This is a genomic window from Janthinobacterium sp. PLB04 (genome assembly GCF_021165895.1).
Taxonomy (GTDB): Bacteria; Pseudomonadota; Gammaproteobacteria; order Burkholderiales; family Burkholderiaceae_D; genus Janthinobacterium; species Janthinobacterium lividum.
The window spans coordinates 3,569,093-3,594,398 of sequence record NZ_CP088968.1; the positions used below are offsets into that span (position 1 = coordinate 3,569,093).

The following is a 25,306-nucleotide window of genomic DNA, read 5'->3' on the forward strand; positions in this document are numbered from 1 at the left end:
AATCGCGACAGTAAGTTAGGTCACATTGCTGGGAGCTTAGAGGAAGAAGTGGAAATTTTGAGTACCTAGAATGCTGTCGGCGTACTGCTGACCACGTCTGACCTTAGGTAGCTGTCGCCCTACAAAGATTACCCGTACCTTCAACAATCTTTAATTAACTTCTCCACATCTTTCCTCAAATCCTCGGCAGCACACTTAGCTAGTCCATACATATTCTGAGTACTTTGGAATAACGCTACAGTGTCCGTTTGGAGTTCTAACTCTAAACGAATCATGACGATGAGTTCATCGGTTGCCTTCTGAATTTCATAAAACTCATTCAAAACAAAATCAATATAATTGTGCTGTTTTTCATTAAGTTCCCCATGAAGAGCAACAACAGCATCAGCACATTCCATAGCCCGCGCATGTAAAATCCGGGACTCTTCGGCTAACTGAGATGCCTCTTGGGGATAGGCTCCTCCTCGAGTAATATCTCTGAATTTTTCTTGAATGTTTTCAGCGTCAATGCTTGCGGCATCCCTTTGAGATATCAATGTATCAATTTCATTTTTCATGATCTGCATCGGTGCAGTAAGAGTCAATGCCTTGAAGTACACCAAATTGATCGAACTCAAAACCTCACGACTTTTAAGAACCGTATCCATCCCACCCAAAATTGTTATCTGTGACACTGCAGCGGAAAGATTATTTAGTCCCTTGTCAGAATCAATTTCAGCTATGTTTTTTTGTGTCAAACCACCAATGAATGCATGTGCCTTTACTACTTCCTTCGTCGCATCTAAATATACAATTCGCCGTGCTGTTGCAATACGCTCACGATGTGCCTCATCTGCGCTATGCTTTCTTTCAGAATTCGCTTGTTCCATTGCAAGTTTACGATCCTCCTCAGCTTGCCCCCTTGAGTAGTCCCGCGCATCGCTTGCCAAAACCAATGCTTGAGAAAGTTCCTTCTTCATTCGCCACCATCCAAGCCAGACAGTGAAAAGTACCCCTATCAAACCAATTGTTGCGACAAGAAATGTAACATTCTCATACCAAACCACTTTCGGAGCTGGCTGAGGTAGCAATTCTATATTAAGAGTTATTGGAGCCCCACTTGATGGAGCATAAGTGCTATCTGGAACGATAGTAAAATGTTTCTTGCTAGAGGTCGCCATGCTGATTCCTTACGCCTTTTAAATTAATTATTATTATGTTGATTCGTAATATTCATTATTCGCCATCACCATAAATATTCCAATGAAATATCGAAGAAATTGCTTAACACCACAATTTTAACTCTAAATGTACATAATTTGGACTACATGGGGTAAATTCATGGCTTCGTATTGAAGTCACCACGTCTAGCACGGGCAAAAATACAATAGCAGCGAACTTCGTCTTTAAAACATCGTTCACATACCCTTAGACGGAGGCAGTACCGAGCGTGCTGTACAGCCCATTTTGGCACCCCAAGCATGTACATGAAATCACCAAGCATTCTGGTATGGTTGACCGCACGCCAGTTTGTCCGCCTGGAATTCCGAATAATCCAATACTGATTGCGGAACTCATCCTCGATTTGCTCCAGTATCTGGAGTGAATTATCATCAAAATTTGCCATAGCACGTCCCTCCTCCCCATCAATCAAGCCGGAGTAACTGTCAGAACGGACAATCGTCCACCACTTGTGGCAATCACGGTGCAGTCGCCAGGTACACGACGCCAAGATTGTTGTTGCACCAGGCCTGCAAGCCGTCCATGCAATGGCCGGATAGCGCCTGGAATGCGACCTGCACAGCGCGCAGCATGTTTGTACAAAACGGCCCCCGCCATACATCGACCTCCGGCGCCATGATGCCTCTGGAACGGAAGTAGCGTTTCTGGTCAAGCGCCCTGCACTGCATTTCCTTGCCGCAGTACTTCGCAAGCCGCATTGGTGCACGCGTTGTCAGGCAGCCGCACCATTTGGGGCTCTGCACTCGATGATGCCTATTTTTCTACAACATATTGCACAACATATTGTATGATCGGGCTTCACCGAGGAGTAACGTTAAAATGCGCTATCACTTATATCTGCTTCAAACGCTATCGGCGCTGTCCATAGTATGCACATCGGGCGCATTTGCCGAGGAACCGGGCATTTCACGAGATGAAAAGGGGGCGATCATCGCCTCCCTTGATAGCACCTTGAAGGCGAACTACCCGTTTCCCGACATCGCAAGAAAAATTGCGCCGGTGCTTCAGGAGCGTCTGAAAAAGGGAGATTATGATTCCGCGGCCACGAAGGCAGAGTTTGCGGGCAAGCTGACCGACGATCTCCTCAAAGTCAGCGGCGACCTGCATTTCTTCGTGGGGGCCGACGCAAAATGGATCGCGGAATTCAAGGCGAAGGCCAATCCGGTGCTCAAGGCCAAGATACGAAAAGAAGAATTAAGCACGCTGGAGGAGAGCAATTTCGGTTTCGATGAGGTCGCTCGCCTGAAGGGAAATATCGGCTATATACGATTCAGCTATTTTGCCGATCCGGAACTTGCCTATGATACAGCCGCGTCCGTCATGCGCTTCGTCGGAAATACGGATGCCCTCATCATCGATTTGCGCTATAACAATGGTGGACATCTGGAAATGGCGCAATTTCTAGCGAGCTATTTCTTCTCCAGCGAGAAAGACCAGCTGCTCTTCGACTATTACTATAATGAGGATGGCAAGCGTATCCAGCGCGGGCAATGGGTGCTGCCGGGCCTGCCTGGCAAGCGCATGGTGGACAAGCCGGTCTATATCCTGACCGGCTCCACGTCGTTTTCCTCCGCAGAATGGTTTTCCTATGCGATGAAGAAGCTCGGGCGAGCGACACTGATCGGGGAGCGGACCGCAGGCGGCGCGCATCCGGTTGCACGCAAGCCGCTCAACGACGATTTTTTCGTGCAAGTACCAATCGGCCAGATCCAGGATCCCGTGGACCATGGCGATTTCGAAGGAGCCGGCGTACAACCCGATATCCCAAGCCCGTCCATCCGCGCACTGCCTGTGGCGCACAAGCTGGCGCTTGAAAATCTGGCGAAGACCGATGATGCCAGGCGAACCGAATTTGCCTGGCTGCTCCCAAGCTTGACGGCAGCCATCGAGCGCCCGCACGTCGATGCGGGGATGTTGACGAAAGCCGCCGGAAAATATGAAGGCCGCCAGATCATCCTGGAGAATGGCACACTCTACTATATCTGGCGCGACCGGTTCCGCGTCGCCCTGGAGCCGATCGGTCCCGACCTGTTCGCGGTGGAAGGCGTGTCCGATTTTCGATACCGCTTGAATGTTTCGCGCGGAAAAGTGACGGCGCTGGAACGCGTGAACCAGGACGGCAGTATCCAGCGGTACCAGCGCCTTGACTAAGGGCACACCTGAGGGGACACATCACCCGGCCGCGATCGATGACGCCGTGTTTCTCGGCCGCGCTGTCGAGCGGCTGAGCGTCCTGATCGCTGAACAATCCCAGACTGTCTTCGATACGATGGGGATCGTCATCCCGGTTCGCTCGTGTTCGCTGATGACTGTTCTTGCAACGCTCGGCACGGCCTCCGCCTCGGATCTGGCGCGCGAACTCGGCCATTCGCACCAGTTGGTCATGCAAAAGATACCCAAGCTGCTCCGTCTGGGCCTGATACAGTATCGGAATGATCACAATGATGCCCGGCGACGGATATTCATGCCCACCGATGAAGGCTTGTCGCAGCTTGCGAAATTCGAACAGTGCACGGTGCTGATCCGGGCGGCCTATGCCGGCTTGTTTGCCGAGGTGGGGGACGTCAGGCAATTCGTGGATCGGGCCGCCGATGCGCTCAAGGAGAGGCCGCTGGAGAAACGCATCAATTCTCCGGTCTGACCATGCCCTGAAGAAGGCTGCTGGCGCACGCATCGCCTTCCTGCCGGAATACATTGATGTAGATCAATCAATTTTCCTGCCGTGTGCAGCAGAATATGATCATTCGCAAGGCTCTGTCGAACAGACCATGGCAGAGCGCTTGGCTGGCACAACAATCCACCACACGTTCCTTGTTCCCAGCTTGGCGCTCGCGCCTGCGCCCTGCCTTACGCATGACCAACTTCACAAGGAATAACATGATCCCCACTACCATGAAAGCCGCCGTTGTCGAACAACTGGGCCAGCCGCTGGTGCTGCGCGACGTTCCCGTGCCGGTGCCAGGCCCCGGCCAGATCCTCGTCAAGACGGAAGCTTGCGGCGTGTGCCACACGGACTTGCATGCGGCGCGCGGAGACTGGCCCGTCAAGCCGACGCCGCCGTTCATTCCCGGCCACGAAGGCATCGGCCTGGTGGTGGCCGTGGGCACGGGCGTAACGGAAGTGCAGCTGGGCGAACGGGTCGGCGTGCCCTGGCTGTACTCTGCTTGCGGCCATTGCGAACATTGCCTGGCAGCCTGGGAAACCGTGTGCGCCGAGGCGCAGTTTGGCGGCTATACCAAGAATGGCGGCTTCGCCGAATACATCCTGGCCGACCCGCGCTACGTCGCGCACATTCCGGCGGGTCTTTCTGCCGTGCAAGCGGCGCCCATCATCTGCGCCGGCGTGACCAGTTACAAGGGCATCAAGGAAACGGGGGCGCGGCCAGGCCAGTGGCTGGCCGTGTCCGGCATCGGCGGACTAGGCCACCTGGCCATCGAATATGCGGTGGCCATGGGCTTGCGCGTGGCGGCCGTCGATATCGATGAAGGCAAGCTGGAGCACGCGCGCGCCCTGGGCGCCGAAGTGACCATCAATGCGCGCCAGGGCGACCCGGTCGCGGCCTTGCGCGAAGCGACCGGGGGCGGCGCTCACGGCGTGCTGATCACGGCGCCGTCGATCGATGCCTTCCAGCAAGGCGTGGCGATGACGCGCAAGCGCGGCACCTGCGTATTGGTCGGCTTGCCGCCGGGCGACTTCCCGACGCCGCTGTTCGACGTGGTCGCCAATTGCGTGACGATACGCGGCTCTTTTGTGGGCACGCGCCAGGACATGGCCGAGGCGCTCGCCTTCGCCGCCACGGGCAAGGTCAAGGCCGGCGTGGAATTGCAGCCGTTGTCGGCCATCAACGAGATCTTCAGCCGGCTGGAACATGGCAAGGTTGCCTCGCGCGTGGTGCTTGATTTCAGCGGCAGCTGAACGACAGGCGGGCAGCGCGGTGTGTCGTGCGACGGCAATTTAATTGCCGTTGCTATGATGGCATCTCATAAGACACACCGAGGACACACCGATGAAGAAATCCCTCTCCCGCCTGCTGGCCTGCGCCGCCCTCGCCTTGTCCTTTTCGGCTGGGGCGGCCAGCGCGGCCGACCCGGCTGCGGCTTCGCTGCCCGGACACTATTACCTGCAAGGCGTCATGGAAACGGGCTCCGAACTGCTGCTGAAAAAGGACGGCAAGTTCGAATGGATGCTCAGCTATGGCAATACCGACGAGCAAGCCAGCGGCGAGTGGCGCGTTGCCGGCGACGTGGTGACCCTGGTGGCGGGCAACGGCGGCAAGGAGCCGCAGTTTCGCGTGTTCGAGGAATCGGAAATGCGCATCCAGAAACCCGCCGAAGCGGGCCTGTGGGTGGCCATCGTCGGCTTCCCCCGGCTGGGACCGATGGCCGGCGTGGAAGTAAAGTTCGAAGCGCAAAGCGGCAAGACGGCCACGGCCGTCAGCGTGGCGAACGGCGACGCCATCGTCCGCATGCCGGCGTCGGAAAGCTGGGTGCGCGCCGGCTTGCGCCGCCAGGGTTCAAAAGCCGACTATCAATGGCTGACCGTTCCGCCCGTGCGCGCGCAGGAACGCATCGCCGCATTCGCCGTCACCGATCCCCAGTGGTTGAGAGGCCAGGCATACCAGAAGCTGTCCTTGCGCGTGGTCAAGGGTGGCCTGAAAGTGGACGATCCGGACCATGGCCTGGCCAGGGGCCTGTATGCCAAACCGGCATCGACGCAATAGCCTTCGTTCCCCGTCTTTCCATTCTCCCGGCACGTTGTCCTGGTCAAGAATAATGACCGGGACAGTACGCGCACGCCCGTGCGCCGTTGACACCCCGCACGGTCTGTCCTATAGTCGCCGGGTTAACGACAAATGAGAATGAGAATCATGTTCAGTTCTATCAAGAAATGGCTCGTCTGCTATCCGCTCGTGGCCGCCAGCCTCAGCCTGCTCCTGGCCGGTGGCGCGCAAGCGCAAGTGGCCGACCAGGGCGCCGGCGCCAAGCAGTTATGGCAATTAATTGATTATGTTGCCGTCGATTACAGCGGCGCCGTCGAGCACGGCAAAGTGGTCAGCGAAGCGGAATACGCGGAAATGCTCGATTTTACGGACAACGCGACGACGCAGATCGCTGCCCTGCCCGCCCACGCGTCGCAGGCGGCCATCGCCGCCGCCATCGCCGACCTGCGCAAAGCCGTCGTCGCCAAGGCGGACGGCGCGGAAGTCAAGCGCCTGGCGCACCACGCGAACGGCTTGCTGATTGCCGCCTACCCGATTCCCGTGGCGCCGAAGGTACTGCCCAACCTGGCGCGCGGCGCCGCCCTGTATGCGGCCCAGTGCGCGTCTTGCCACGGCGTGGCCGGCGGCGGCGACGGTCCGCTGGCGGCCAGCCTGGAACCGAAGCCGATCGCCTTCACGGATGGCGAACGGGCGCAGTCGCGCAGCCTGATGGCGCTGTACCAGGTCATTTCGCAAGGCGTGGCCGGCACCTCGATGGCCAGTTTTGGCCAGCTGTCCGAGAACGAGCGCTGGGACCTGGCGTTCTATGTCGGCGGCATGTCGCACGATACGGCGGCAAGCGCACGCGGAGAAAAGCTGTGGCAGGATGATCCGCGCAGCAAGAACCTGTACGCGGATCTGGCTGCCGTGACGACCCTGACGCAAGAAGCCGTTGCCGCCAAGCTGGGCGCGGACGAGGCGCAAGCCTTGACGGCGTACTTGCGCAGCAACCCTGGCAAGGCCGAGGCGCACAAGCCGGCCGGCCTGGCCCTGTCGCGTTTACGCCTGGCGGAAAGCCTGGAGGCCATGCATGCGGGCGACCGCGCGGGCGCCACGCGCCTGGGCCTGTCGGCCTACCTGGACGGTTTCGAGCCGATCGAGCCGATGGTGGGCGCGCGCAATAAATCCCTGCTGCTGGCCGTGGAAAACGCCATGCTGGCTTACCGCTCCGCCGTGGCCAAGGGCACGGTGGCCGACGCCGACGCGGCCGGCGAAAAGCTGCAGCAACTGTTTACCCACGTGGAAGCGGAACTGGGCGACGCCAAGGCCGACCCGATGACGACCTTTGTCGGCGCCCTGACGATCTTGCTGCGCGAAGGCGTGGAAGCGCTGCTGATCGTCATCGGCATCATCGCCTTCCTGCGCAAGGCCAAGCGCAACGACGTGCTGCCCTATGTGCATGCGGGCTGGGCTAGCGCGCTGGTGGCAGGCGGCCTGACATGGGTGGCGGCAACGTATCTGGTGACCATCAGCGGCGCCAGCCGCGAAGTGAGCGAAGGCCTCGGTTCCGTGTTCGCGGCCCTGGTACTGCTCAGCGTGGGCTTGTGGATGCACCAGAAGAGCAGTGCCGGACGCTGGCAGGAATACCTGCACGAGAAACTCACGGCGGCCATGACGCGGCGCTCCGCCTGGGGCCTGTTCGCCCTGGCCTTCATCGCCGTCTACCGCGAAGTCTTTGAAACCGTGCTGTTCTATTCCGCCCTGGCGGCGGACGGCAATGGCGGCGCCCTGCTGGGCGGCTTCCTGGTGGCCATCGTGCTGCTGGTCGTGATCGCCTGGGCCTTGCTGCGCACCAGCGCGCGCATGCCGATCGGCAAATTCTTCTCGTGGACGTCCGCCTTCGTGGCCGTGCTGGCCGTGATTTTGATGGGCAAAGGCGTGGCCGCGCTGCAGGAAGCGGGCTGGGTCGGCGTGAGTCCCGTCGATTTCATCCGCGTCGACCTGCTGGGCATCCTGCCGACCCTGGAAACCTTGCTGGCGCAGGCGGCCATCCTGGCCATCATCGTCGTTGGCTATGGCTGGAACCGCGTCTCGGCAGGCAAGCGCAAGCTGGCTTGACCTTGTGGAGCCGGCGCGGGCAAGCTGCCCGTGCCGGCCACGGCGCGCCTGTTCAGGCGCGCCATCCCTCCCCCGCCATCGGCCCCACTTTCATCGCCAACATCGTCATGACGGGCGGCGGGCCAGGCAAGGATGCGCCGCCGTTTTCCTTTACCCGGCAAGACATCCTGAATAGAATATGATGGCCATCATGCGGAACTTGCGCAACAACTCAACTGCCCAACCCTCGGCGCCAAACCGCAAGGAAGCCACCCACGAACGCATCGTCGAGGTGGCCACGGCCAGGACATTGCGGACCATTTCCTGACGTCGCCCTTGCGTGGATGGTGCCGTTTTCATCCGGACAGGGCTTTCGACACGCGGTCTCCGAACACCAGCACTGCCAAACCGGAGATCATCAGCAGGTAGCCCATCAGTTTTCCGGGCGAAATCGGGCGTGCCGTTGCACCGAGCAAAGCGAAGTGATCGATGACCAGCGATGACGTGAGCTGGCCGACCACGGCCAGTCCCACCAGCAAGGTTAAGCCGATGCGCGGTGCCAGCAAGACGTTACACAGCAAGGCGCCGGCACCCAGCATGCCACCCAACAGGCTCCAGAGGGGCTGAGCGGGAACTTCCGCCAGTGACGCCACGCTGCCACCGCGCAGCAAGGAGATCACAGCCAGACACAGCGCGCCGATGGTGAAGGACACCAGCGCCGCCGTCAGGGAGTCTCCGCCGATGCCCCGCGCAAGCTGGCCATTCAAAGTGGTTTGCAAGGCAATGGCGATGCCCGCGCCGAAAGCGATGGGTAACAGTAGCGCGTTCATCAGGCGCTGCTTACGCATGGTGGATCGGCGCGAACGATTCAGCAAACAGATCGGGCTGGTAACCGGCGGCATTGAACAGGTGAGCGCAGGATTCGTCGATCGCGGAGCGCAGCCTTGCCTGATCCACGCCCAGTACGACGCCACCGCGTTTGCGCACGCGCCCGTTGATGATGACGGTATCGATATTGCTGCGCTCTGCCGCGTGCACCACGGTACCGATGGCGTTGTTGACCGGGTAGAGGTTGAGGTCGCCGGTGCGTATCAACACCAGGTCGGCCTGCTTGCCTGGCGCCAGGCTGCCGATGCGCTGTTCCAGTCCCGCACACGCGGCGCCGTCGATCGTGGCCGCCTCCAGCAAGCGCAACGCATCGGTGGGTGCCGCCGCATGGCGATGCCCATGCAGGCGCTGGGTATGTCCCAAGACCCGCTGCAGGTAGAACGCCACGCGCATTTCCATGAACATGTCGCCGCTGTACGAGGTCTCGTTGTCGACACTGAGGCCGGGGCGTATGCCGTGCTGGAACGCCGCCTGCCAGGCATTCATGCCATCCTCGATACCGTAGTGGGCATCCGAACGCGGGCATACATTGACGCGCACGCCTGCCTCGCGCAAGATTTTCCAGCCCGATTCCGGCAGGCAGGTGCAGTGGTTGAAGATGTTGTCGCTGCCAAGCATTCCCTGCCGGTGCAGGCCTTCGAGCTCCGCTGCCATGCCACCGCCAAAAAACTCGGTCACGATGGGAATGCCCAGTGCCCGCGCGACGGCCCACTGCTGCGGTTCCAGCTGCGCCATCATGGCCAGCGTCACCAGGCTGTCGGGATTGGCAAAATACTTGGCCTGCAGGCGTGCGAGGTTGCCCGGCCAATGCGCCTCATCCCACTCGCCCGATACGGGCGCACCGGATGCGTGCACCGCGCGGATGCCCGTATCGAGCAATGCTTCGACGGCCGCGTCGGAGTGCGCCGCGGTGCGGCTGTTATGGGAGTTGTCGATCACCGTCGTGATGCCGGCGTCGATGCAGCCCAATGCCGTGAGCAGGTTGCCCACGTAAATGTCGCGCGGCCGGTAGTATTTGGCAAACGAGAAATGGGTGGCGTTGCAATAGTCCTCGAGCGTCGCCGCATTCGGGTTGATGCGGCGCAGCTGGCCTTCCCAGGAATGCCGATGGGTATCGACCATGCCCGGAATGGCGATCATCTCCGCGGCATCGATCACTTCGGCACCGTCGGCCTCCAGGTGCACGCCGATGGCGGCAATGACGCCGTCGGCAATCAGGATGTCGCCCTTGGGCAAATTGCCGACATTGCCATCCATGCTGATGATCGTCGCGCCGCGTATCAGCATCGTGCGGGGGGCTGGGGCCAGTGGCGCCAGCAGAGCCGGCAATTGAGTATCTTGTTCAAGCATGGTTGAGTCCTGCGATAGGTAATGGGTTGCACGCAGTCTAGTGCAGTCAAGCCGACGGAAAAAGTAGCGCCGGGCGTTTTCAGCATGCGGAAAATCCGAACAATGTTGGGTTATAGTGCCATTTCCTTTAGCATCACACGGACAAGACATGGATCGCGTACAAGCAATGCAGGTATTCCTTCGCGTGGTCGAGAGCAGGAGTTTTGTGCGCGCGGCAGAGACCCTGGGCTTGCCCGCATCGTCGGTCACCGGCATCATCAAGCGGCTGGAAAAACATTTGCAGACGCGCCTGCTGAACCGTTCCACACGAAACCTCAGCCTGACACCCGAAGGCGAGCGCTACTTCCACCGCTGCCGCGAAATACTCGACCTCATCGACGATACCGAAGCCAGCCTGCAAGGCCCAGGCGAGCGCCCGCAAGGACGACTGCGCGTGGATATGCCGGGCGGCATCGCCCATGCCGTGATCCTGCCGCAGTTGCGGCAATTTCAGCAGCGCTACCCGGATATCTACCTGATGATCGGCGTCAATGATCGCCAGGTCGACTTGATACAGGAGGGAGTCGATTGCGTCATCCGCACCGGCAGCCTGGAAGACTCGACGCTGGTCGCGCGCCGCTTGGGCGAGCTGCGCTGGATCACCTGCGCGGCGCCGTCCTACCTGGCCGAACACGGTGTTCCCGCGCTCCCGGAGGATTTGGCAAGCCACCGGGCCATCCACTACTTTTCCAGCACGGCGCGGCGGGGGAGCGATCTGCATTTCATCGACGATGGCGTCCGCGTCGCGGTGCCTGTCCCTGGCACGGCCGCAGTCAACGAGACCGGGCTGTACATCAAACTGGGCCTCGACGGCCACGGCTTGATGCAGCTGGCCGAGATCCTGGTGCGCGACCATTTGCAGGCTGGAGCATTGGTAGAGGTGCTGGCCGACAGGCGGCCGGCACCTGTGCCGGTATCGCTACTCTATCCCCACCACCGCTTTCTCTCCCCTGCAATGCGGGCCTTCACCGACTGGACGACAGAACTGTTCAGCAACGCCAGCCTGATTTGACCGCGCCGAGCGCCACCCGCAGGCGCAGCGCATCGCGTGCACGGAGTTGGAAATTACGATATGATGATCATCATGCAGAACTTACCCAACAAGTCAGCGGCCAAAATCATGGCGCAAAGCCGCAAGGAAGCCACACACGAACGCATCGTCGAGGTGGCCACGCGCGCCATCCGCCGCAGCGGTTATGCGGGCACGGGCGTGGCCGATATCATGAAGGAAGCGGGACTGACGCACGGCGGCTTCTATGCGCACTTCGCCTCGCGCGACGCGCTGCTGGCCGAAGCGGGCGACCGCGCGGGAGCCGAAGCGGTGGCGCTGGCGGCCAGGGTGGCGGCTGCCGCCCCTCCCGGCCAGGCCCTGCAGGCGATGATGGCCGCGTATCTGTCGCCCGAACACATCGCCGCCATCGAGGTTGGCTGCCCCGTGTCGGCGCTGGGCTCGGAAATGCCGCGCCAGGCGCCCGAGGTGCGGCGCGCCGCCACCATCCATATCAAGGAAATGATCGACCTGTTCGCGCGCCAGTTGCCGAACTGGGGCCAGCCCGAAGCGCATGCGCAGGCCATGGCGACGGTGTGCGCCCTGATCGGCACCACCATCCTCGCCCGTGCCGTCGACGAACCGGCCCTGTCGGACGCGCTGTGCGCGGCCACCCTGGCGCAGCTTCAAGCGACCAGTTAATTGTCCTGCCTGTGACGTTGATACGTCCCGGGCTTTTTTTTCAACAACAATATGATGATCGTCATATTTTATATCCCAAGCTGTCAATCACTGAAGGAACTGCCATGAAAAACCACAAGATTGCCCTGGTCACCGGCGCTTCGTCCGGCATCGGCGCGGCCACGGCCCAGCGCCTGGCGCAAGCGGGCTACACGGTGTACGGCACCAGCCGGCGCGGTGCACAAACGGCCGGAGTCGGCCATGCGATGCTGGCGCTCGACGTCACCAGCGATGCGTCTGTCGCTGCCGCCGTAGCCGAGGTGATGCAGCGCGAAGGCCGCATCGACCTGCTCGTCAATAACGCCGGTTTCGGCGTGGCTCCGGCGGGCGCCGAGGAAAGCAGCATGGCGCAGGCGCAAGCCATCTTCGACACGAATTTCTATGGCGTGCTGCGCATGACCCTGGCCGTGCTGCCGCACATGCGGGCCCAGGGCGGCGGGCGCATCCTCAATATCGGTTCCGTCGTGGGCTTTTTGCCCATGCCTTACGGCGCGCTGTATTCCGCCACCAAGCACGCCATCGAGGGCTACACGGAATCGCTCGACCATGAAGTGCGCGGCTGGGGCATCCGCGCCAGCGTCATCGAGCCGGCCTATACGAAAACCACGTTCGAAGCCAATCTGCTGGCGCCCGATGCGCCGCTGTCCGCCTACCGGCAAGTCAGCATGGCCGTCACGCGCCGGCTGCAAGCGCTGATGGCCGGCGCCGATGACCCTGGCGTCGTGGCCGACACGGTATTGGCGGCGGCGCAGGCACGCCAGCCCAAGCTGCGCTACACGGCCGGGCCGCTGGCGGCGCGCTTGCGCCTGATGCGCCGCTTCATGCCCGCCGCGCTGATGGACGCCGGCTTGCGCAAGGATCTGCGCCTGGCTTGATCGCCCCCCTTTTCAGCCTTCAGAGAGAACACCATGCAAGCATTGCAACTCAAACAATACGGCGGCCTTGATCACGTGGCGTTTGCCGAACTGCCCCGCCCCATTCCCGGCCCCGGCGAATTGCTGGTGCAGGTGCACGCCGTGGGCTTGAACCCCATCGACAACCTGATTCCCAAGGGCGACTTCAAGCCGATATTGAAACTGCGCTTGCCTGCCACCCTCGGCAGCGACCTGGCCGGCGTGGTCGTGGCCGTGGGCAGCGCCGTCACGCGCTTCAAGGTGGGAGACGCTGTGTATGCCAGTATTTTCGACACGCCATACGGCAGCCTGGCCGAATTTGCCGTGGTGCCCGAACAGGCGGCCGCCCTCAAGCCTGTCAACCTCGATTTCGTGCAGGCGGCCTCGATTCCCATGGTGGGCTTGACGGCGTGGCAAGCCATGCATGAGCGCATGCAGCTCCAGCCAGGCCAGAAAGTATTCATTCCGGCCGGTTCCGGCGGCATCGGCACGTTTGCAATCCAGCTGGCCAGGCACCTGGGCGCCAGCGTGGGCACGACCACCAGCACGGCGAACGTGGAGCTGGTGCGTGGCCTGGGCGCCGATGACGTGGTTGATTACAAGAAACAGCCGTTCGAGGACGTGCTGCGCGATTACGACGCCGTGCTGGGCACGGTGCGCGGCGACGGGCTGGAAAAGGCCTTGCGCATCGTCAAGCCTGGCAGCCATGTCGTCTCGCTGATCGGCCCGCCGGACGCCGCTTTCGCCCGTGCGCGTGGCATGAACGTGGTGCTGAAACTGGTGTTTGGTTTGCTCAGCCGCAAGATCATCGGCCTGGCGAAGCGGCGCGGCGCCAGCTATGCCTTCCACTTCGTGCGTCCCGACGGCAGCCAGCTGGCGCAGATCGCCGCCTTGATCGAAGGGGGAAGCATCCGTCCCGTCATCGACCAGGTGTTTCCTTTCCGTGAGGCGAAACAGGCGCTGGCTTACCTGGCGCAGGGACGCGCGCGCGGCAAGGTGGTGGTGCAATTTCCCGCGGCTTGAGTCACATCTGCCGGAAATGCTGCAGATAGCTGCGGCTGACGGGCAAGGTTTCCTCGCTGCCGCGCAAGTGCAGCTGCGCCGTTTCATTCACGCCCCGCGTTACCTGGCTGACATACGCCAGGTTGACGATGACGGCGCGGTGTATCTGCACGAAGCGTGCCGGGTCCAGCTGTTCGCCCAGTTCCTTGATGCTGGTGCGTATCAGGGCTTCGCCCTCTTCCCACGCCACCAGCGTGTATTTCTCTTCGGCCCGCAGATAACGCACTTGCTCGACGGGAATCAGGCGCACGCTGCTGCCCACGGATGCCTTGATCCATTGCAACCGGGCCGGCGGCGCGGCGCGTCCTCCCAGGCGGCTGGCCAGCTGGTCCAGCATGGCATCGAACGCACCGCCATCGGCCGGTGGGCCGGGCAACTGGCGTTGTAAACGCTGCACGGTGTCGGCCAGGCGGGCCGGATCGACGGGTTTCACCAGGTAATCGATGGCGCCCTGCTCGAACGCTTGCAATGCATACTGGTCATACGCGGTGACGAACACGAGTTGCGCGCGGCGGGCCAGCGCACGCGCCGTAGCGATGCCGTCCAATCCCGGCATGCGGATGTCGAGAAAGACAATGTCGGGTTGATGCAGCTCAAACAATTCAAGCGCTTCGGCGCCGTTGCGCGCATCGCCGATCACGGACAAGGCCGGCCACAGGACGGCCAGGTGGCTGCGCAGGCGTTCGCGCAGCAGCGGTTCGTCGTCGGCAATCAGCGCGGAAATGGTTTTCAAGACTGTCCTCCAGAAAAATGCAGCTCGGCACGCACGCCATGCGGGTCGAGCGCGTGCAGTTCCAGCCGGGCGCTGGCGCCATACACGGCTTGCAAGCGGCTGCGCACATTGTTCAGGCCGGTGCCAGGCTGCGCCGTCTCGGCCATGCCCACGCCCGTATCGCTGACCCAGACGCAGCTCTTGCCGCCGGCCCCCTCCACCGTCGCGCCCACGGCGATGCGCCCGCCCGCCGTAGCGGGATCGATGCCGTGGCGCACGGCGTTTTCCACCAGGGTCAGCAACGCCATGGGCGGAAAGCGCAGGCCGGCTGCCTGCGCGACGTGGGCCACCTCGAATTGCAGGCGGTCCGGCATGCGCACCCGCATCAGTTCCAGGTAGGCGCGCACCAGCTGCAATTCCTGCTCCAGGGTGGCGGCTTCATCGTTCAGGCGCGGCATGGCGGCGCGCAGATAAGCGATCAGGTGGCGCAGCACGGGTCCCGCGTTGGGCGAGCCGGACGCCACCAGCGCTTCCACATTGGCCAGGGTATTGAACAGGAAATGCGGTTCGATCTGCGCCTGCAAGAGGCGCAGGCGCGCGTCCAGCAGTTCGCGCTCCAGGGTATTTTTCTGCAGTTCGGCCTGCAGACGGTCGGCCCGTTCGCGCTCGCGCCGTTCGCTGCGCATGGCCAGCAGGGAAAACAGCATGCCGAAGACGACAGCCAGCACGACCATCAGGAAATGGCCGACGAGGGTTTGCGTTTGCGCGAGATAGGCAAGGAACTGGCCCCGCTGCGTGGCCAGCGCCGTGACCAGGGCTGCCACGGGCGCCATCAGCACCACGGCGCCCAGGCGCGCCGCCGCCAGCGACAGCCAGCGCGGCCGCAAGGCTCCCGCCGCCGAGTACGCCAGCAGCAGCGCCGCGCCAATGAAGCCGATGCGGCCAAACACGCCAAGATACGGCGTACCGCTGAGCAGATGCAGCAGCCACGACAGCAGCAAGGTGAAGACCGTCACGACGAGCGCCTGCCGCGCGGTCGGCAAGAACGCTTGGGCACGGCGGGCGGTGACAGGGGCAGGCCTCATGGCGTCACCATACGCGGGAAGCGGCCGCCGTTCAAGCCCTGAAAACCGCCGTTCGTCGCACCGTCTCCGCCTGTTCGCGCCCGCTCGGGAGGCGGCCGCCTATCCTGATGCTTCGTTCATGCCGCCAGGAGATACCGATGCCATCCGCCAGTTCCACCGCCAGCCCCCTGCCCTCGCCGCACCTGGCGCCATCGCGCCAATGGGCCGCCACGGCACTGTCCGCGTCCGCCCGCTTCTGGTTCCTCGCCACCGTCATCGGCCAGCTGTTCTTCGCCGCCTACATCGTCGCCCTGTATGGCGGCGCTGCGGCGCGCGGCGATTTGCCGGGCTGGAATGCCGTCATGACGCATGGCCACGTGCCCGGCGATGGCGTGGGCAACCTGGCCACCGGCGTGCACCTGCTGCTGGCAGCCATCCTCATGCTGGGCGGCGCGCTGCAACTGGTGCCGCACGTGCGCCGCCACGCGCCCCGCCTGCACCGCTGGAACGGCAGAGTCTACCTGGCCGGCGCCGTGCTGGCCGCCTTGTCCGGACTGTACATGCTGTGGTGGCGCGGCGCCGTGGGCGATACGCTACAGCACCTGGGCATCAGCCTCAATGCCGTGCTGGTGCTGGTCTTCGCCGGCCTGGCCTTGAAGAACGCGTTGCGGCGCGAGTTCGCGGCGCACCGGCGCTGGGCGCTGCGGCTGTTTCTGGCCGTGAGCGGCGTGTGGTTCTTCCGCGTGGGACTGATGTGCTGGCTGGCAGTCAACGGCGGCCCGGCGGGTTTCGACCCTGCAAGCTTCACGGGGCCATTCCTCAGCTTCCTCGCCTTTGCCCAGTATCTGCTGCCGCTGGCCGTGCTGGAAGCCTATCTGCGCTGCCGCGACGGCGGCAACGCGATGCTGCGCCTGGGCATGGCGGCCGTGCTGGCACTGCTGACGGTGGCGATGAGCGCGGGCATCACCGTGGCCGCGATGTGCATGTGGCTGCCGCGCATGCACGGCTGAGCGCCGCCCGGCATGCGGCCGGGCAAACGCCTGTTACCAGTAGCCAAGCACCTTCCACCAGGTGGTACCGACAATGGCAAAGATCAGCAGTTCCACCACGCACATGATGAAGCCGACCCGCCACCAGTTGCCCATCGTCACGAAGCCGCTGCCGAAGATTATGGGCGAGGTGCCCGTCGCATAGTGGGTCAGGGTCATCATGATGGCCGAGCCGGCCGTCATCATCAGCATGAAGGGCACGTGGTATTCGGCCGGGATCAGGTGCAGGCCCACCGTCAGGAAGGCCAGCAGCATGGCGCTGATGTGGGCCGTCGTGCTGGCGAAGAAGTAATGCGAAAAGACGAATACCAGCACCAGGACGGCGGCAATCGGCAGCCAGTCCATGCCGCTGGCGACGATGGCGGCCTTCATGCCGGCCGAAAACCAGGCGATCACGCCCGTCTTGTTCAGCTGCTCGGCCATCATGACCAGCGCGCCGAACCACACCAACGTGTCCCAGGCGCTCTTTTCCGACAACACGTCGTCCCAGTCGATGGTGCCGGTAATGATCAGTACAAACAGGCCGACAAAGGCGACCACCGTCGCATCGAGCGAGAACGCGGAACCGAACAGCATGGCGGGCACGTTTGCCCACAGCAGCAGCAACAGGGCGAAGGTCCCCAGCATGACTTTTTCCGACGGCGACAGCGGGCCCATGCTTTTCAGTTCCGCCTTGGCGTAGGTGACGGCGTCGGGCGTGGCTTTCAGTTCCGGCGGCGACAGCCAATAAATAATCAGCGGCATGACCAGCAGGCAGACCAGGCCCGGCAGCAGCATGCACAGGGCCCAGGTGGTCCACGTCAGGTGAAAACTCTGGCCGCTGGCCTTGGCCACAAAGTCGACCACCAGCGGGTTCGGCGCCGTGGCCGTGAGGAACATCGCCGAGGTGATCGGATTGGCGTGGTAGTTGACGAGGGCCAGATAGGTGCCGACTTTCTTTTCCGTGCCCTTGGCCGGGTCCGAGTCGAAGGCATTGGCGATCGATTTCATGACGGGATGGACGATGCCGCCGCCACGTGCCGTGTTACTCGGTGTAAATGGCGCCAGCACCAGTTCGCAGATCGCCAGGCCATAGCCGATGCCCATGGTGCGCTTGCCCAGCAGGGAAATGAACAGCAGGCCGATGCGGCTGCCCAGCCCCGTCTTTTTCAGGCCGCGCGAAATCAGGATCGCCACGACGATCAGCCAGATCAATGGATTCGAGAAACTGCTGAGCGCATCCGTGATGGCGCCCTTGGACGAGGTCGACGTCACTTGCGACAATGAAACGATGACGATGGCCATCATCGCCATCACGCCGATCGGCATGACCTTCAGAATGATCGCCAGGATGGTGGTGAGGAAAATCGCCACCAGGCCCCAGGCTTTGGGCGTCAAGCCATCCGGCGCCGGCAGCAATAGCATGCTTAACAGCAAGACTGTGCAGATCAGGGCGGGGACGAGGCGGAATGGGACGGCTTCCTTGAAATGCAGGAACAGGTCGCGCACTGTTTTATACATCTTTATTACCTTTCGCTGTGGGTCAGGCATCCTCGCGGTCGGAATCGTGCACGCAGATTCATGGGCCGGTAGGCACAAGAAGCGCGCCCGCAAGATGACAGATGCCCAACAATTCTGTTCGGCAATATCATACACGCAAGGCTGACGCGGCCCCGCCCCGTCACGCCGCCCTCTTCAACTAACTTTCAAATCGTTGATCTGGGAGCGGCATGCGCAACAAAAGCGCCTCTCGCCAGGCGTCAATGTGCTGGCGCGCCGCAAGCCGTTTTCGCATCGGCAGTACCGGCACGCGAAACTTTCTCCACGCCTGTCAGAACCTGAAGTTCGACACGGCGGCCTTGCTCAAAACATGCCCGTTGCTTGAGCGAGTCCTTCATCTCGCCGCAGCCGCTGATGCCGTCGCGATCCAGGCGTATGTCAATCAGTGCATCCGCCTCGCTGATCGATGTGTCGCGTACCAGTTGATGGAACACGGTGCATGCTCTTTTGTGCGCCAAAACGAAATTACCCTCTTTTTCGCGAGGCATCGGGTCGGCAAAGCCCACGATAACTACTTTTTTCTCCTCGCCTTTTTTTGCCTGCGGCATGAATTTATCAATGTACGATTTTGAAATAGCCCACTGTCCTTCTTCGAACGTCTCTTTTCCAGAGCTGAAATAGATCCCGTTTTTCAGCTCCTGGCAAACCGTCTCTTTTCCCCCTCTTGAAACCTTGACGCCGGCGCTATCCAACTCAATCCGCGTATCTGTTGCATCGGCGGCAGCCGTCCCTTTCAATTCGATATAGCTGCGCAGGCCAACCCCATGCCACAGAACCCGGACATTACTGATCGAAAAGCTGTCGCCATCCATTTTGCAACTATGCAGCAACACACCCTTGGCATCGGCCGCAGCTTGCATCGTGGCGAAATTCGTTTTATTGACGATCAATACGGCATCGGAACGCAACCCGAGACCACTCATCACATAATTAAAACTATGCTGGCCTGCCAGCAATGGAATATAGGCAAACAGGATTCCCACTGCAATACTGGCAAAAGCGCTCCGGGAGCTGGCGCTGAGGTTGGCCGTGGCGGGGCCGGGCGGAACGGGTGGAACGGGCGGAATGGGGGGCGGAAGCGGCACGAATGTGGAAAACATCGCCACGCCAAGACTTAAAAACATTCCTGAAAATAGCAACACCAAAGGTATTGCCAGGAAGTTGAAAACTCCACTGCCAGCATCAGGCTTGTTTAGGGCGGCAATATATCCCAGCATGGACGTGGAAGCAATCAATGGCATAACGTAGGCGACGGCGAACCAGCCATCTTCCGTCAATTTGCGAGCCAGGTACCAGTACGCGCCAATGAGAACCACCGCTACGATACTTAACACGACAAATTGGCATCCACTGGCGGAGCCGGCGCCGTTGTTCAAAGCCTCAAAGAAAACCATAACCAGCAGCAGGGAAAGCAGCCAAAGACCAAGCAGGTATGCGGTACTCTTTAACTTCCCGGATGGGAGTATTTTTTGTGTAGCCCACGGAACAAAAGGCAAGAACCCCATGATGACCGATAAGGCACCGATACAGGAAAAAGCCAGCATGACAAAAATAAAGAATAATGTATCGCCAACACTTAACCCGGATGGGAAAAAACCAATCACGAAGAAACAATAAATAAAGACGGCAACCAGGCCAAAAGTAGAGCTCAGACCGGCACATAAACCACTCATGGTTTTCAGGCGTTCAACCCTGAGCTTTTTAATTTCGGCTATTTGCTTCTCTTCATCCAGTGTCATAATATTAGGCGGTGTATTGACGTTTAGATATTATAATGCAACCATCTTTCCTGAAGTCAATAAATTTGCAAGATTGGCATGGGCGGCGGAGTTCCGCCTGAGCGCCAGAAAACTGAGCCAGGTCAAGACTCTGCCTGTCGCCCGCCTGTTTCAAGGGGTATTTCAGCCCAATCTTGCCAACCGCACTATAATGTTGGCACCGCTTGCGGCAGCAATGGCGGCGATAGACGGTAACAATTTCGTGTGGAGGCCGGTACAATAGCGTCTGGGCCTACACAGGGTTTCACTTTTGCCAGCAGTTGCCAGCAACTAACCATTTTTTTGACCAGCCAACAAATACTATGAGTTCGATGAATGAAGAGCGCGTTTTAAGCGTGCACCACTGGACGGATACCCTGTTCTCCTTTACCACCACGCGCGACCCGTCGCTGCGTTTCTCGAATGGCCATTTCACCATGATCGGCCTGCGCGTCGATGGCAAGCCCTTGCTGCGTGCCTATAGTATCGCCAGCGCCAATTATGAAGACCACCTGGAATTTTTCAGCATCAAGGTGCCGGGCGGTCCATTGACGTCGCGCTTGCAGCACTTGCAAGTGGGCGACACGGTCATCGTCGGCCGCAAGCCGACGGGCACCCTGGTGTCCGACTACCTGCTGCCAGGCAAGCGCCTGTACATGCTGTCGACGGGCACGGGCCTGGCGCCTTTCCTCAGCATCGTGCGCGATCCGGACATCTACGAGCGCTTCGACCAGCTGATCCTCGTGCACGGCGTGCGCCAGGTCGATGAATTGGCTTACCACGACTTGCTGGAAGAACATCTGCCGAAGCATGAGTTCCTGGGCGAAATGGTCAGCGACAAGCTGCGCTACTACCCTACCGTGACGCGCGAAGACTTCCGCAACATGGGCCGCATCACCGAACTGATCGAAAACGGCAAGCTGGCCGAAGATCTGGGCGTGCCGGCGCTGAACCCTGCCGAAGACCGTGTGATGATCTGCGGCAGCTCGGACATGCTGCGCGACCTGAAGGAAATGCTGGAGGCACGTGGCTTCAAGGAAGGCAATACCTCGACGCCTGGCGACTTCGTTGTCGAGCGCGCGTTCGCCGAGAAGTAATCCGCAAAAGTCATCCGCAATACCCCAGGGGCCCGGCCCCGCCGCTTCCTGCGGCGGCGCCGGGCCTTTTCATTGGCGGCGGCTACCGCAATCCATTCATGAAGCGCTGCAAGGACGTAAAGGCTTCCTGTCATGGCCGGAAACGAACAGCAGCGAGGCCGCACGGTCGGTCTTGACCTTGCTTGATCTGTCGCAAACGTGGCCTGTAAAACCGCATTGGGATTCGGCCGCATGCCAAAATAAACACGGCCCCTGATGGCGGCGCATCAGTCACGCTCGCTCCTGACAGAAATTGTCAGTGCTTTTCATTATGCTTTCGGCACAAGCAGGCTAGCCAGCCTGTACTATCGATATCTCCACCTGCGACAGGACTTTTCATGACACGTGCCATCACCATTCTGACCGAGAACTTTGCCGATTGGGAAACCGCCCTGATCAATTCCACGGCGCGCCTGTACTACGGCTTTTACACGCAGTTCGCCACGCCCGGCGGCTTGCCCGTCACCTCGTCCGGCGGCATGCTGGTCACGCCGCAACTGGCGCTGGAAGATATTGTGCTAGATGAACTCGATTTGCTGATGGTATGTGGCGGCAGCCACTGGCAAAGCGGCAAGGCGCCCGACCTCTCCCCCTTGCTGCGCGCGGCCCGCGACAGGAATATCGTGCTGGCCGGCATTTGCGACGGCACGCGCGTGCTGGCGCAGGCGGGGGTGCTCGACACGGTGCGCCACACCTCCAATTCCGCCGACAACCTGAAGGATACCGGCTATGCGGGCGCCGCCCTGTACCAGGATGTGCCGTGGGCCGTGGCCGACCAGCGCGTCATCACGGCGCCCGGCACGGCGCCCGTCAGCTTTACGGCCGAGGTCTTGCGCGCCCTGGGCATAGCTGATGACAACCTGGCGGCTTACCTGGCCATGCACGGCGCCGAGCACGGCAAGGCAGCCCAGGCAGTACGCTAGTTGGCATCCAGCACGCGCAAGCGCGCCACGGCGTGCGTGTTGCCCGGATCCAGTTCCAGCGAACGGCGGTAATGCGTGATGGCCAGCGCCTTGGCGCCGTCCGCCTCGTATGCTTCGGCCAGGCTGTCGTGGCCATTTGCCCCTTGCGGGTACAGTTGCACGCCGAGCTGGAAGACGGCCACCGCCTGTTTCGGCTGCTGCCGCAGCAGGAGGCGGTAGCCCCAGGCATTCAAGTCATCGTCGGTGGGCGCAGACAGCCCATGCTGGCGCCGGATGGCCGCCAGTTTCTTGTCCAGTCCATCGAAACCAGCGCTGGCCGCTTTGTTGCGCAGCAGGTGCGCGGCATACGCGCCGCCGCGCTGCTGGCGCAGGGCGGGAAGATAAAAGCCGGCGACGGTATCGATCAGCTGTTCCGGCTGGGCGCCGGCCAGGTTGCTCAGGATAACGACGGCCAGGCCATCGTTCGGATACACATAAAAGGCTGAGCGGGCGCCGCCGATGCCGGCAACGGCACGGTGTCCATCGCGGCCGATGGTGGGCCAGCCCAGCGCCCACGGCGCCGGCTTGCCATCATTCAAGCTGGTCGGCTGCCACAGCCGTTCCATGCTGGCGGACGCCAGCAGGCGCCCCGACTGCAGTGCGATGAGCCAGTTCGCCAGTTCGCCCGCATTGCTGTTGATGCCGGCGCCGGCGCGCATGAACACGGGAAAATCTTCGATCACGTTGCGGTAGCCCTTGCCACCCCTGTCCAGCACGTAGGAACTGGCCTTGTTGACGACCACGTCCTTCGCGTCGCCAAAGCCGCTGTGCGGCATGCCCGCCACGTCAAACTGCCCGCGCTGGACGAAGGCGGTAAAAGGCTGGCCGCCTTGCCGCTCGATCAATTGCGCCAGCAACACGTAATTGGTCTGGTTGTAGCGGTAGCGCTCGCCGGGCTTGGCTTCCACGGGCAGCGCCTGCACGGCTATCCACGCCGCATCGGCGTCGTCCGGCTGCGGCCCCACCAGTTTGCCGCTGCGCTGGTCCAGCACATCGGGCAAGCCCGAGGTATGGTTGAGCAATTGCGTCACCGTCACGGCTTGCCAGGCTGAAGGCAAGCCCGTCAGATACTGGCCGATAGTCGCGGCCAGGTCGATCTTGCCTTGCTGCACCAACTGCATGACGGCCACGCCGGCAAACGCTTTCGTCGCCGAATTGATGGAAAACAGGCTGGCGTCCGTCACCGGCACCTGGTATTGCAGGCTGGACAGTCCAAAATTGCGCGCCAGTACAACCTTGCCACCTTGTATCACGGCCAGTTGCAGCCCCGGAATCTGGCGCTCCTGCATTTCGCTGCGCACGAAGGCGGCAATCTCCTGTTCCGCGTTGGACACCTTCGGCTGGCTGGCGGCAGTTGCAGCCACGGCGCCAACGGGGACGGCGGCAAGCGCCATGAGAAGCAGGACAGACGGGAGACGTGGGTTCAAGATGTGGCTTTCGACAGGAGAAAACGGAACCGCAGCATCCCATACCTATTTATCAACGTCAACGACAATCTTGCCGTTCAGAAAGTTACTCTTCCAGCCACACGTCTTCATACCCTTCCCGGTCGAGAATGAACTTGGCGCCGCTGGGCAAGGCCAGGTAATCGACCACCTGCGGCAGCAGTTCGTGCAGGTGTTCCGCATGCAGGGGTTGGTAAAAGCCGCTGGCATCGTCGTGCTCACCGCAATGGATGAACCAGCTGATGGTGCCATTTTCCGGCAGCGCGATGCGCGTGCCGTAGATGGGCGACTGCGCCAGGCTGGCGATGGCCAGGGCCACCATGGGCTCGGGCGCCTGGGCCGGCAAGCCGAATTTGTCGCAGATGCGCCGTTGTGTTTCGCTGATCAGTTCAGTCATGGTGTTTCAGGATCCGATGTAGTGGTAATGCAGGCGCAGCGCGCCGTCGTGGCCGGACATTTCCAGGTGCAAGGTCGCTTCGCCCGGCTTGCCGTCGGCCAGCAGCAGGCATTCCAGGCCCAGCGGTCCGGCGTCGGTGGCATACACGTCGACGGCGGGACGGCCACCCTTGCCCGGCACGAAGGCTTGCGCCAGCGGCGCCAGGGACAATGTCTGGCTAACCGCAAAATAACTGTCGAGCATCTCGATGATCTCGTCGGCCACGCCCGGCGACAAGCCCCAGTCGCGCTGCAGTGCAACAGGATCGCGCCCGTCCAGCGTCTGCACGAAGGCGGCGGCCTGCGCGTATGCCAGCTGCCGCAGGCTGTCTGTGATGGCCATTTCCATAGAGTACGTTGTGCCTTATCCATTCAACAGGCGCCATTATAGTGCGTCGCCGCGGGAATGCTCGATCCGTTTGCCATCAATAATTGAGCACCATGCCGATTATTTAAAGTGCCGCACCTATTATTTATCGCACTGCAATAACATAAATGGCTCGCGTGATATTTGGTGAGTATTTGAAAAATATAACCGCGGATACGATTGATTTTCAAGTTGACGCTTATTTATTCAGGCGCTAATATCGAATGGCCATATACCATGGCATACAGCGCAAGCAGTACTTAACCATCACAAGAGGATAGTACAATGCAAAACCAAACCAAATTGTTCGCATTCAAACTGGCTGAAAAACAGGTACAAAAACAGGAAGCGCCCGCCACCGCCTGGAAGGTGCGCGACGGCGTCGCCGTGGCCGGCTGCACCGCCGTTGGCACCCATGATCAATATCGCGACTCTTCGCGCCTCAAGCCCAACGACAGCGGCCAGTATTGCTGATATCCGGCACGCCATAACCCCCCGCCCGGCGTGGGGGTTTCATATATTCCCCCATATTCAAACCGGCGCCGTGCGGCGCGGCTATTCCGCGCGCAATGCATATGCAAACACCTTTCAATTAAAGTTTCCATTTTTTAAAATAAGTATTTATCGGAAAAATCGGAACACCACCATTAATAGAGGATCACATGCACAAAGAAACCAAACTGTTCGCATTCAAACTGGCGGAAAAAAAGGAAGAAAAGAAGCCAGCACATCCTGCGCTCTGGAAAGTACGCGATGGCGTCGCCGTGGCCGGCTGCACGGCTGTCGACAGCGAGGAGCAATACCGCTATTCGCGTATCGGTTCGAGTGACGGCGGCGTGTTCTGCTGATACCTTCGCCAGCT

At 60.9% G+C, this 25,306-nt stretch carries 25 protein-coding genes; 15 read left to right on the forward strand and 10 right to left on the reverse strand.

What is annotated here, in order from left to right:
* Positions 1-140: 140 nt before the first annotated feature.
* Positions 141-1,160 (reverse strand): hypothetical protein, encoded by a 1,020-nt coding sequence (locus LSO07_RS15740; protein WP_151095295.1) that lies wholly within the window; start codon positions 1,158-1,160, stop codon positions 141-143.
* Between the two features lie 880 nt (positions 1,161-2,040).
* Between LSO07_RS15740 and LSO07_RS15745 the strand changes: the two genes are divergently transcribed.
* The 6 genes from LSO07_RS15745 to LSO07_RS15770 all read left to right on the forward strand — a co-directional run bounded on the left by LSO07_RS15745 (position 2,041) and on the right by LSO07_RS15770 (position 8,220).
* Positions 2,041-3,372: a S41 family peptidase gene (locus LSO07_RS15745; RefSeq protein ID WP_151095297.1), complete on the forward strand. Its 1,332-nt coding sequence runs from the start codon at positions 2,041-2,043 to the stop codon at positions 3,370-3,372.
* A complete protein-coding gene (locus LSO07_RS15750; protein WP_151095299.1) occupies positions 3,365-3,862 on the forward strand; it encodes a MarR family winged helix-turn-helix transcriptional regulator in 498 nt (165 codons plus the stop codon). Before LSO07_RS15745 ends, LSO07_RS15750 begins: the two co-directional genes overlap by 8 nt.
* Positions 3,863-4,098: 236 nt before the next feature.
* The gene (locus LSO07_RS15755) at positions 4,099-5,136 is read left to right on the forward strand and encodes a zinc-dependent alcohol dehydrogenase (RefSeq protein WP_370385388.1); all 1,038 of its coding nucleotides are present in this window, start codon (positions 4,099-4,101) and stop codon (positions 5,134-5,136) included.
* A 91-nt stretch (positions 5,137-5,227) separates the two neighbouring features.
* Positions 5,228-5,941, forward strand: coding sequence for a hypothetical protein (locus tag LSO07_RS15760; RefSeq protein ID WP_151095301.1), 714 nt, complete (start codon positions 5,228-5,230; stop codon positions 5,939-5,941).
* A gap of 147 nt (positions 5,942-6,088) precedes the next feature.
* Entirely contained in the window at positions 6,089-8,038 is a 1,950-nt protein-coding gene (locus LSO07_RS15765) for a cytochrome c/FTR1 family iron permease (protein WP_151095303.1), read from the forward strand.
* Positions 8,035-8,220 carry a hypothetical protein gene (locus LSO07_RS15770; protein ID WP_151095305.1) on the forward strand — a complete coding sequence of 62 codons (186 nt, stop codon included), beginning with the start codon at positions 8,035-8,037 and terminating at the stop codon, positions 8,218-8,220. Before LSO07_RS15765 ends, LSO07_RS15770 begins: the two co-directional genes overlap by 4 nt.
* A 153-nt stretch (positions 8,221-8,373) precedes the next feature.
* On the opposite strand, the gene LSO07_RS15775 is transcribed toward LSO07_RS15770, so the two are convergent.
* On the reverse strand, positions 8,374-8,847 hold the full coding sequence (locus LSO07_RS15775) for a DMT family transporter (protein WP_151095307.1): 474 nt from the start codon (positions 8,845-8,847) through the stop codon (positions 8,374-8,376).
* 10 nt (positions 8,848-8,857) lie between these two features.
* Positions 8,858-10,255 carry an amidohydrolase family protein gene (locus tag LSO07_RS15780; RefSeq protein ID WP_151095309.1) on the reverse strand — a complete coding sequence of 466 codons (1,398 nt, stop codon included), beginning with the start codon at positions 10,253-10,255 and terminating at the stop codon, positions 8,858-8,860.
* A gap of 148 nt (positions 10,256-10,403) precedes the next feature.
* Between LSO07_RS15780 and LSO07_RS15785 the strand changes: the two genes are divergently transcribed.
* From LSO07_RS15785 to LSO07_RS15800, 4 genes are all read left to right on the forward strand, one after another.
* Entirely contained in the window at positions 10,404-11,306 is a 903-nt protein-coding gene (locus tag LSO07_RS15785; RefSeq protein ID WP_099387790.1) for a LysR family transcriptional regulator, read from the forward strand.
* 60 nt (positions 11,307-11,366) lie between these two features.
* Positions 11,367-11,984 carry a TetR/AcrR family transcriptional regulator gene (locus LSO07_RS15790; RefSeq protein ID WP_151095311.1) on the forward strand — a complete coding sequence of 206 codons (618 nt, stop codon included), beginning with the start codon at positions 11,367-11,369 and terminating at the stop codon, positions 11,982-11,984.
* 104 nt (positions 11,985-12,088) lie between these two features.
* Positions 12,089-12,898: an oxidoreductase gene (locus LSO07_RS15795; protein WP_151095313.1), complete on the forward strand. Its 810-nt coding sequence runs from the start codon at positions 12,089-12,091 to the stop codon at positions 12,896-12,898.
* A gap of 33 nt (positions 12,899-12,931) precedes the next feature.
* Positions 12,932-13,939, forward strand: a complete 1,008-nt coding sequence (locus LSO07_RS15800) for an NADP-dependent oxidoreductase (RefSeq protein WP_151095315.1) — start codon at positions 12,932-12,934, stop codon at positions 13,937-13,939.
* A 1-nt stretch (position 13,940) separates the two neighbouring features.
* On the opposite strand, the gene LSO07_RS15805 is transcribed toward LSO07_RS15800, so the two are convergent.
* Positions 13,941-14,711 (reverse strand): LytR/AlgR family response regulator transcription factor, encoded by a 771-nt coding sequence (locus tag LSO07_RS15805; RefSeq protein ID WP_151095317.1) that lies wholly within the window; start codon positions 14,709-14,711, stop codon positions 13,941-13,943.
* The gene (locus LSO07_RS15810) at positions 14,708-15,775 is read right to left on the reverse strand and encodes a sensor histidine kinase (protein WP_151095319.1); all 1,068 of its coding nucleotides are present in this window, start codon (positions 15,773-15,775) and stop codon (positions 14,708-14,710) included. Before LSO07_RS15810 ends, LSO07_RS15805 begins: the two co-directional genes overlap by 4 nt.
* Positions 15,776-15,912: 137 nt before the next feature.
* Between LSO07_RS15810 and LSO07_RS15815 the strand changes: the two genes are divergently transcribed.
* The gene (locus LSO07_RS15815; protein WP_151095321.1) at positions 15,913-16,764 is read left to right on the forward strand and encodes a DUF2306 domain-containing protein; all 852 of its coding nucleotides are present in this window, start codon (positions 15,913-15,915) and stop codon (positions 16,762-16,764) included.
* A 33-nt stretch (positions 16,765-16,797) separates the two neighbouring features.
* On the opposite strand, the gene LSO07_RS15820 is transcribed toward LSO07_RS15815, so the two are convergent.
* Together LSO07_RS15820 and LSO07_RS15825 are read right to left on the reverse strand one after the other, a co-directional pair.
* Entirely contained in the window at positions 16,798-18,303 is a 1,506-nt protein-coding gene (locus LSO07_RS15820) for an anion permease (RefSeq protein ID WP_151095323.1), read from the reverse strand.
* Between the two features lie 239 nt (positions 18,304-18,542).
* Positions 18,543-20,081 (reverse strand): hypothetical protein, encoded by a 1,539-nt coding sequence (locus LSO07_RS15825; protein WP_151095325.1) that lies wholly within the window; start codon positions 20,079-20,081, stop codon positions 18,543-18,545.
* 341 nt (positions 20,082-20,422) lie between these two features.
* On the opposite strand from LSO07_RS15825, the gene LSO07_RS15830 reads away from it, so the two are divergent.
* Both LSO07_RS15830 and LSO07_RS15835 read left to right on the forward strand, forming a co-directional pair.
* Positions 20,423-21,196: a ferredoxin--NADP reductase gene (locus tag LSO07_RS15830; protein WP_034748152.1), complete on the forward strand. Its 774-nt coding sequence runs from the start codon at positions 20,423-20,425 to the stop codon at positions 21,194-21,196.
* A gap of 377 nt (positions 21,197-21,573) precedes the next feature.
* Positions 21,574-22,158 carry a type 1 glutamine amidotransferase family protein gene (locus LSO07_RS15835; RefSeq protein ID WP_151095327.1) on the forward strand — a complete coding sequence of 195 codons (585 nt, stop codon included), beginning with the start codon at positions 21,574-21,576 and terminating at the stop codon, positions 22,156-22,158.
* On the opposite strand, the gene LSO07_RS15840 is transcribed toward LSO07_RS15835, so the two are convergent.
* The 3 genes from LSO07_RS15840 to LSO07_RS15850 all read right to left on the reverse strand — a co-directional run bounded on the left by LSO07_RS15840 (position 22,155) and on the right by LSO07_RS15850 (position 24,426).
* Positions 22,155-23,624 (reverse strand): serine hydrolase domain-containing protein, encoded by a 1,470-nt coding sequence (locus LSO07_RS15840; protein WP_208672404.1) that lies wholly within the window; start codon positions 23,622-23,624, stop codon positions 22,155-22,157. The genes LSO07_RS15835 and LSO07_RS15840 overlap by 4 nt on opposite strands.
* Before the next feature lie 85 nt (positions 23,625-23,709).
* A complete protein-coding gene (locus LSO07_RS15845) occupies positions 23,710-24,039 on the reverse strand; it encodes an immunity protein Imm33 domain-containing protein (protein ID WP_070279608.1) in 330 nt (109 codons plus the stop codon).
* Between the two features lie 6 nt (positions 24,040-24,045).
* Positions 24,046-24,426 (reverse strand): hypothetical protein, encoded by a 381-nt coding sequence (locus LSO07_RS15850; protein WP_151095329.1) that lies wholly within the window; start codon positions 24,424-24,426, stop codon positions 24,046-24,048.
* A gap of 303 nt (positions 24,427-24,729) precedes the next feature.
* On the opposite strand from LSO07_RS15850, the gene LSO07_RS15855 reads away from it, so the two are divergent.
* Positions 24,730-24,918: a hypothetical protein gene (locus tag LSO07_RS15855; protein WP_034786916.1), complete on the forward strand. Its 189-nt coding sequence runs from the start codon at positions 24,730-24,732 to the stop codon at positions 24,916-24,918.
* Positions 24,919-25,106: 188 nt separating this feature from the next.
* Positions 25,107-25,292 carry a hypothetical protein gene (locus tag LSO07_RS15860; RefSeq protein ID WP_151095331.1) on the forward strand — a complete coding sequence of 62 codons (186 nt, stop codon included), beginning with the start codon at positions 25,107-25,109 and terminating at the stop codon, positions 25,290-25,292.
* Positions 25,293-25,306: the final 14 nt, after the last annotated feature.

Bases quoted from the DNA above. Each gene is read 5' to 3' on its own strand.
- LSO07_RS15740 (WP_151095295.1), bottom strand. From the start codon at position 1,160: ATGGCGACCTCTAGCAAGAAACATTTTACTATCGTTCCAGATAGCACT.
- LSO07_RS15745 (WP_151095297.1), top strand. From the start codon at position 2,041: ATGCGCTATCACTTATATCTGCTTCAAACGCTATCGGCGCTGTCCATA.
- LSO07_RS15755 (WP_370385388.1), top strand. From the start codon at position 4,099: ATGATCCCCACTACCATGAAAGCCGCCGTTGTCGAACAACTGGGCCAG.
- LSO07_RS15760 (WP_151095301.1), top strand. From the start codon at position 5,228: ATGAAGAAATCCCTCTCCCGCCTGCTGGCCTGCGCCGCCCTCGCCTTG.
- LSO07_RS15765 (WP_151095303.1), top strand. From the start codon at position 6,089: ATGTTCAGTTCTATCAAGAAATGGCTCGTCTGCTATCCGCTCGTGGCC.
- LSO07_RS15775 (WP_151095307.1), bottom strand. From the start codon at position 8,847: ATGAACGCGCTACTGTTACCCATCGCTTTCGGCGCGGGCATCGCCATT.
- LSO07_RS15780 (WP_151095309.1), bottom strand. From the start codon at position 10,255: ATGCTTGAACAAGATACTCAATTGCCGGCTCTGCTGGCGCCACTGGCC.
- LSO07_RS15785 (WP_099387790.1), top strand. From the start codon at position 10,404: ATGGATCGCGTACAAGCAATGCAGGTATTCCTTCGCGTGGTCGAGAGC.
- LSO07_RS15790 (WP_151095311.1), top strand. From the start codon at position 11,367: ATGATGATCATCATGCAGAACTTACCCAACAAGTCAGCGGCCAAAATC.
- LSO07_RS15795 (WP_151095313.1), top strand. From the start codon at position 12,089: ATGAAAAACCACAAGATTGCCCTGGTCACCGGCGCTTCGTCCGGCATC.
- LSO07_RS15800 (WP_151095315.1), top strand. From the start codon at position 12,932: ATGCAAGCATTGCAACTCAAACAATACGGCGGCCTTGATCACGTGGCG.
- LSO07_RS15810 (WP_151095319.1), bottom strand. From the start codon at position 15,775: ATGAGGCCTGCCCCTGTCACCGCCCGCCGTGCCCAAGCGTTCTTGCCG.
- LSO07_RS15815 (WP_151095321.1), top strand. From the start codon at position 15,913: ATGCCATCCGCCAGTTCCACCGCCAGCCCCCTGCCCTCGCCGCACCTG.
- LSO07_RS15820 (WP_151095323.1), bottom strand. From the start codon at position 18,303: ATGTATAAAACAGTGCGCGACCTGTTCCTGCATTTCAAGGAAGCCGTC.
- LSO07_RS15825 (WP_151095325.1), bottom strand. From the start codon at position 20,081: ATGACACTGGATGAAGAGAAGCAAATAGCCGAAATTAAAAAGCTCAGG.
- LSO07_RS15830 (WP_034748152.1), top strand. From the start codon at position 20,423: ATGAGTTCGATGAATGAAGAGCGCGTTTTAAGCGTGCACCACTGGACG.
- LSO07_RS15835 (WP_151095327.1), top strand. From the start codon at position 21,574: ATGACACGTGCCATCACCATTCTGACCGAGAACTTTGCCGATTGGGAA.
- LSO07_RS15845 (WP_070279608.1), bottom strand. From the start codon at position 24,039: ATGACTGAACTGATCAGCGAAACACAACGGCGCATCTGCGACAAATTC.
- LSO07_RS15850 (WP_151095329.1), bottom strand. From the start codon at position 24,426: ATGGAAATGGCCATCACAGACAGCCTGCGGCAGCTGGCATACGCGCAG.
- LSO07_RS15855 (WP_034786916.1), top strand. From the start codon at position 24,730: ATGCAAAACCAAACCAAATTGTTCGCATTCAAACTGGCTGAAAAACAG.
- LSO07_RS15860 (WP_151095331.1), top strand. From the start codon at position 25,107: ATGCACAAAGAAACCAAACTGTTCGCATTCAAACTGGCGGAAAAAAAG.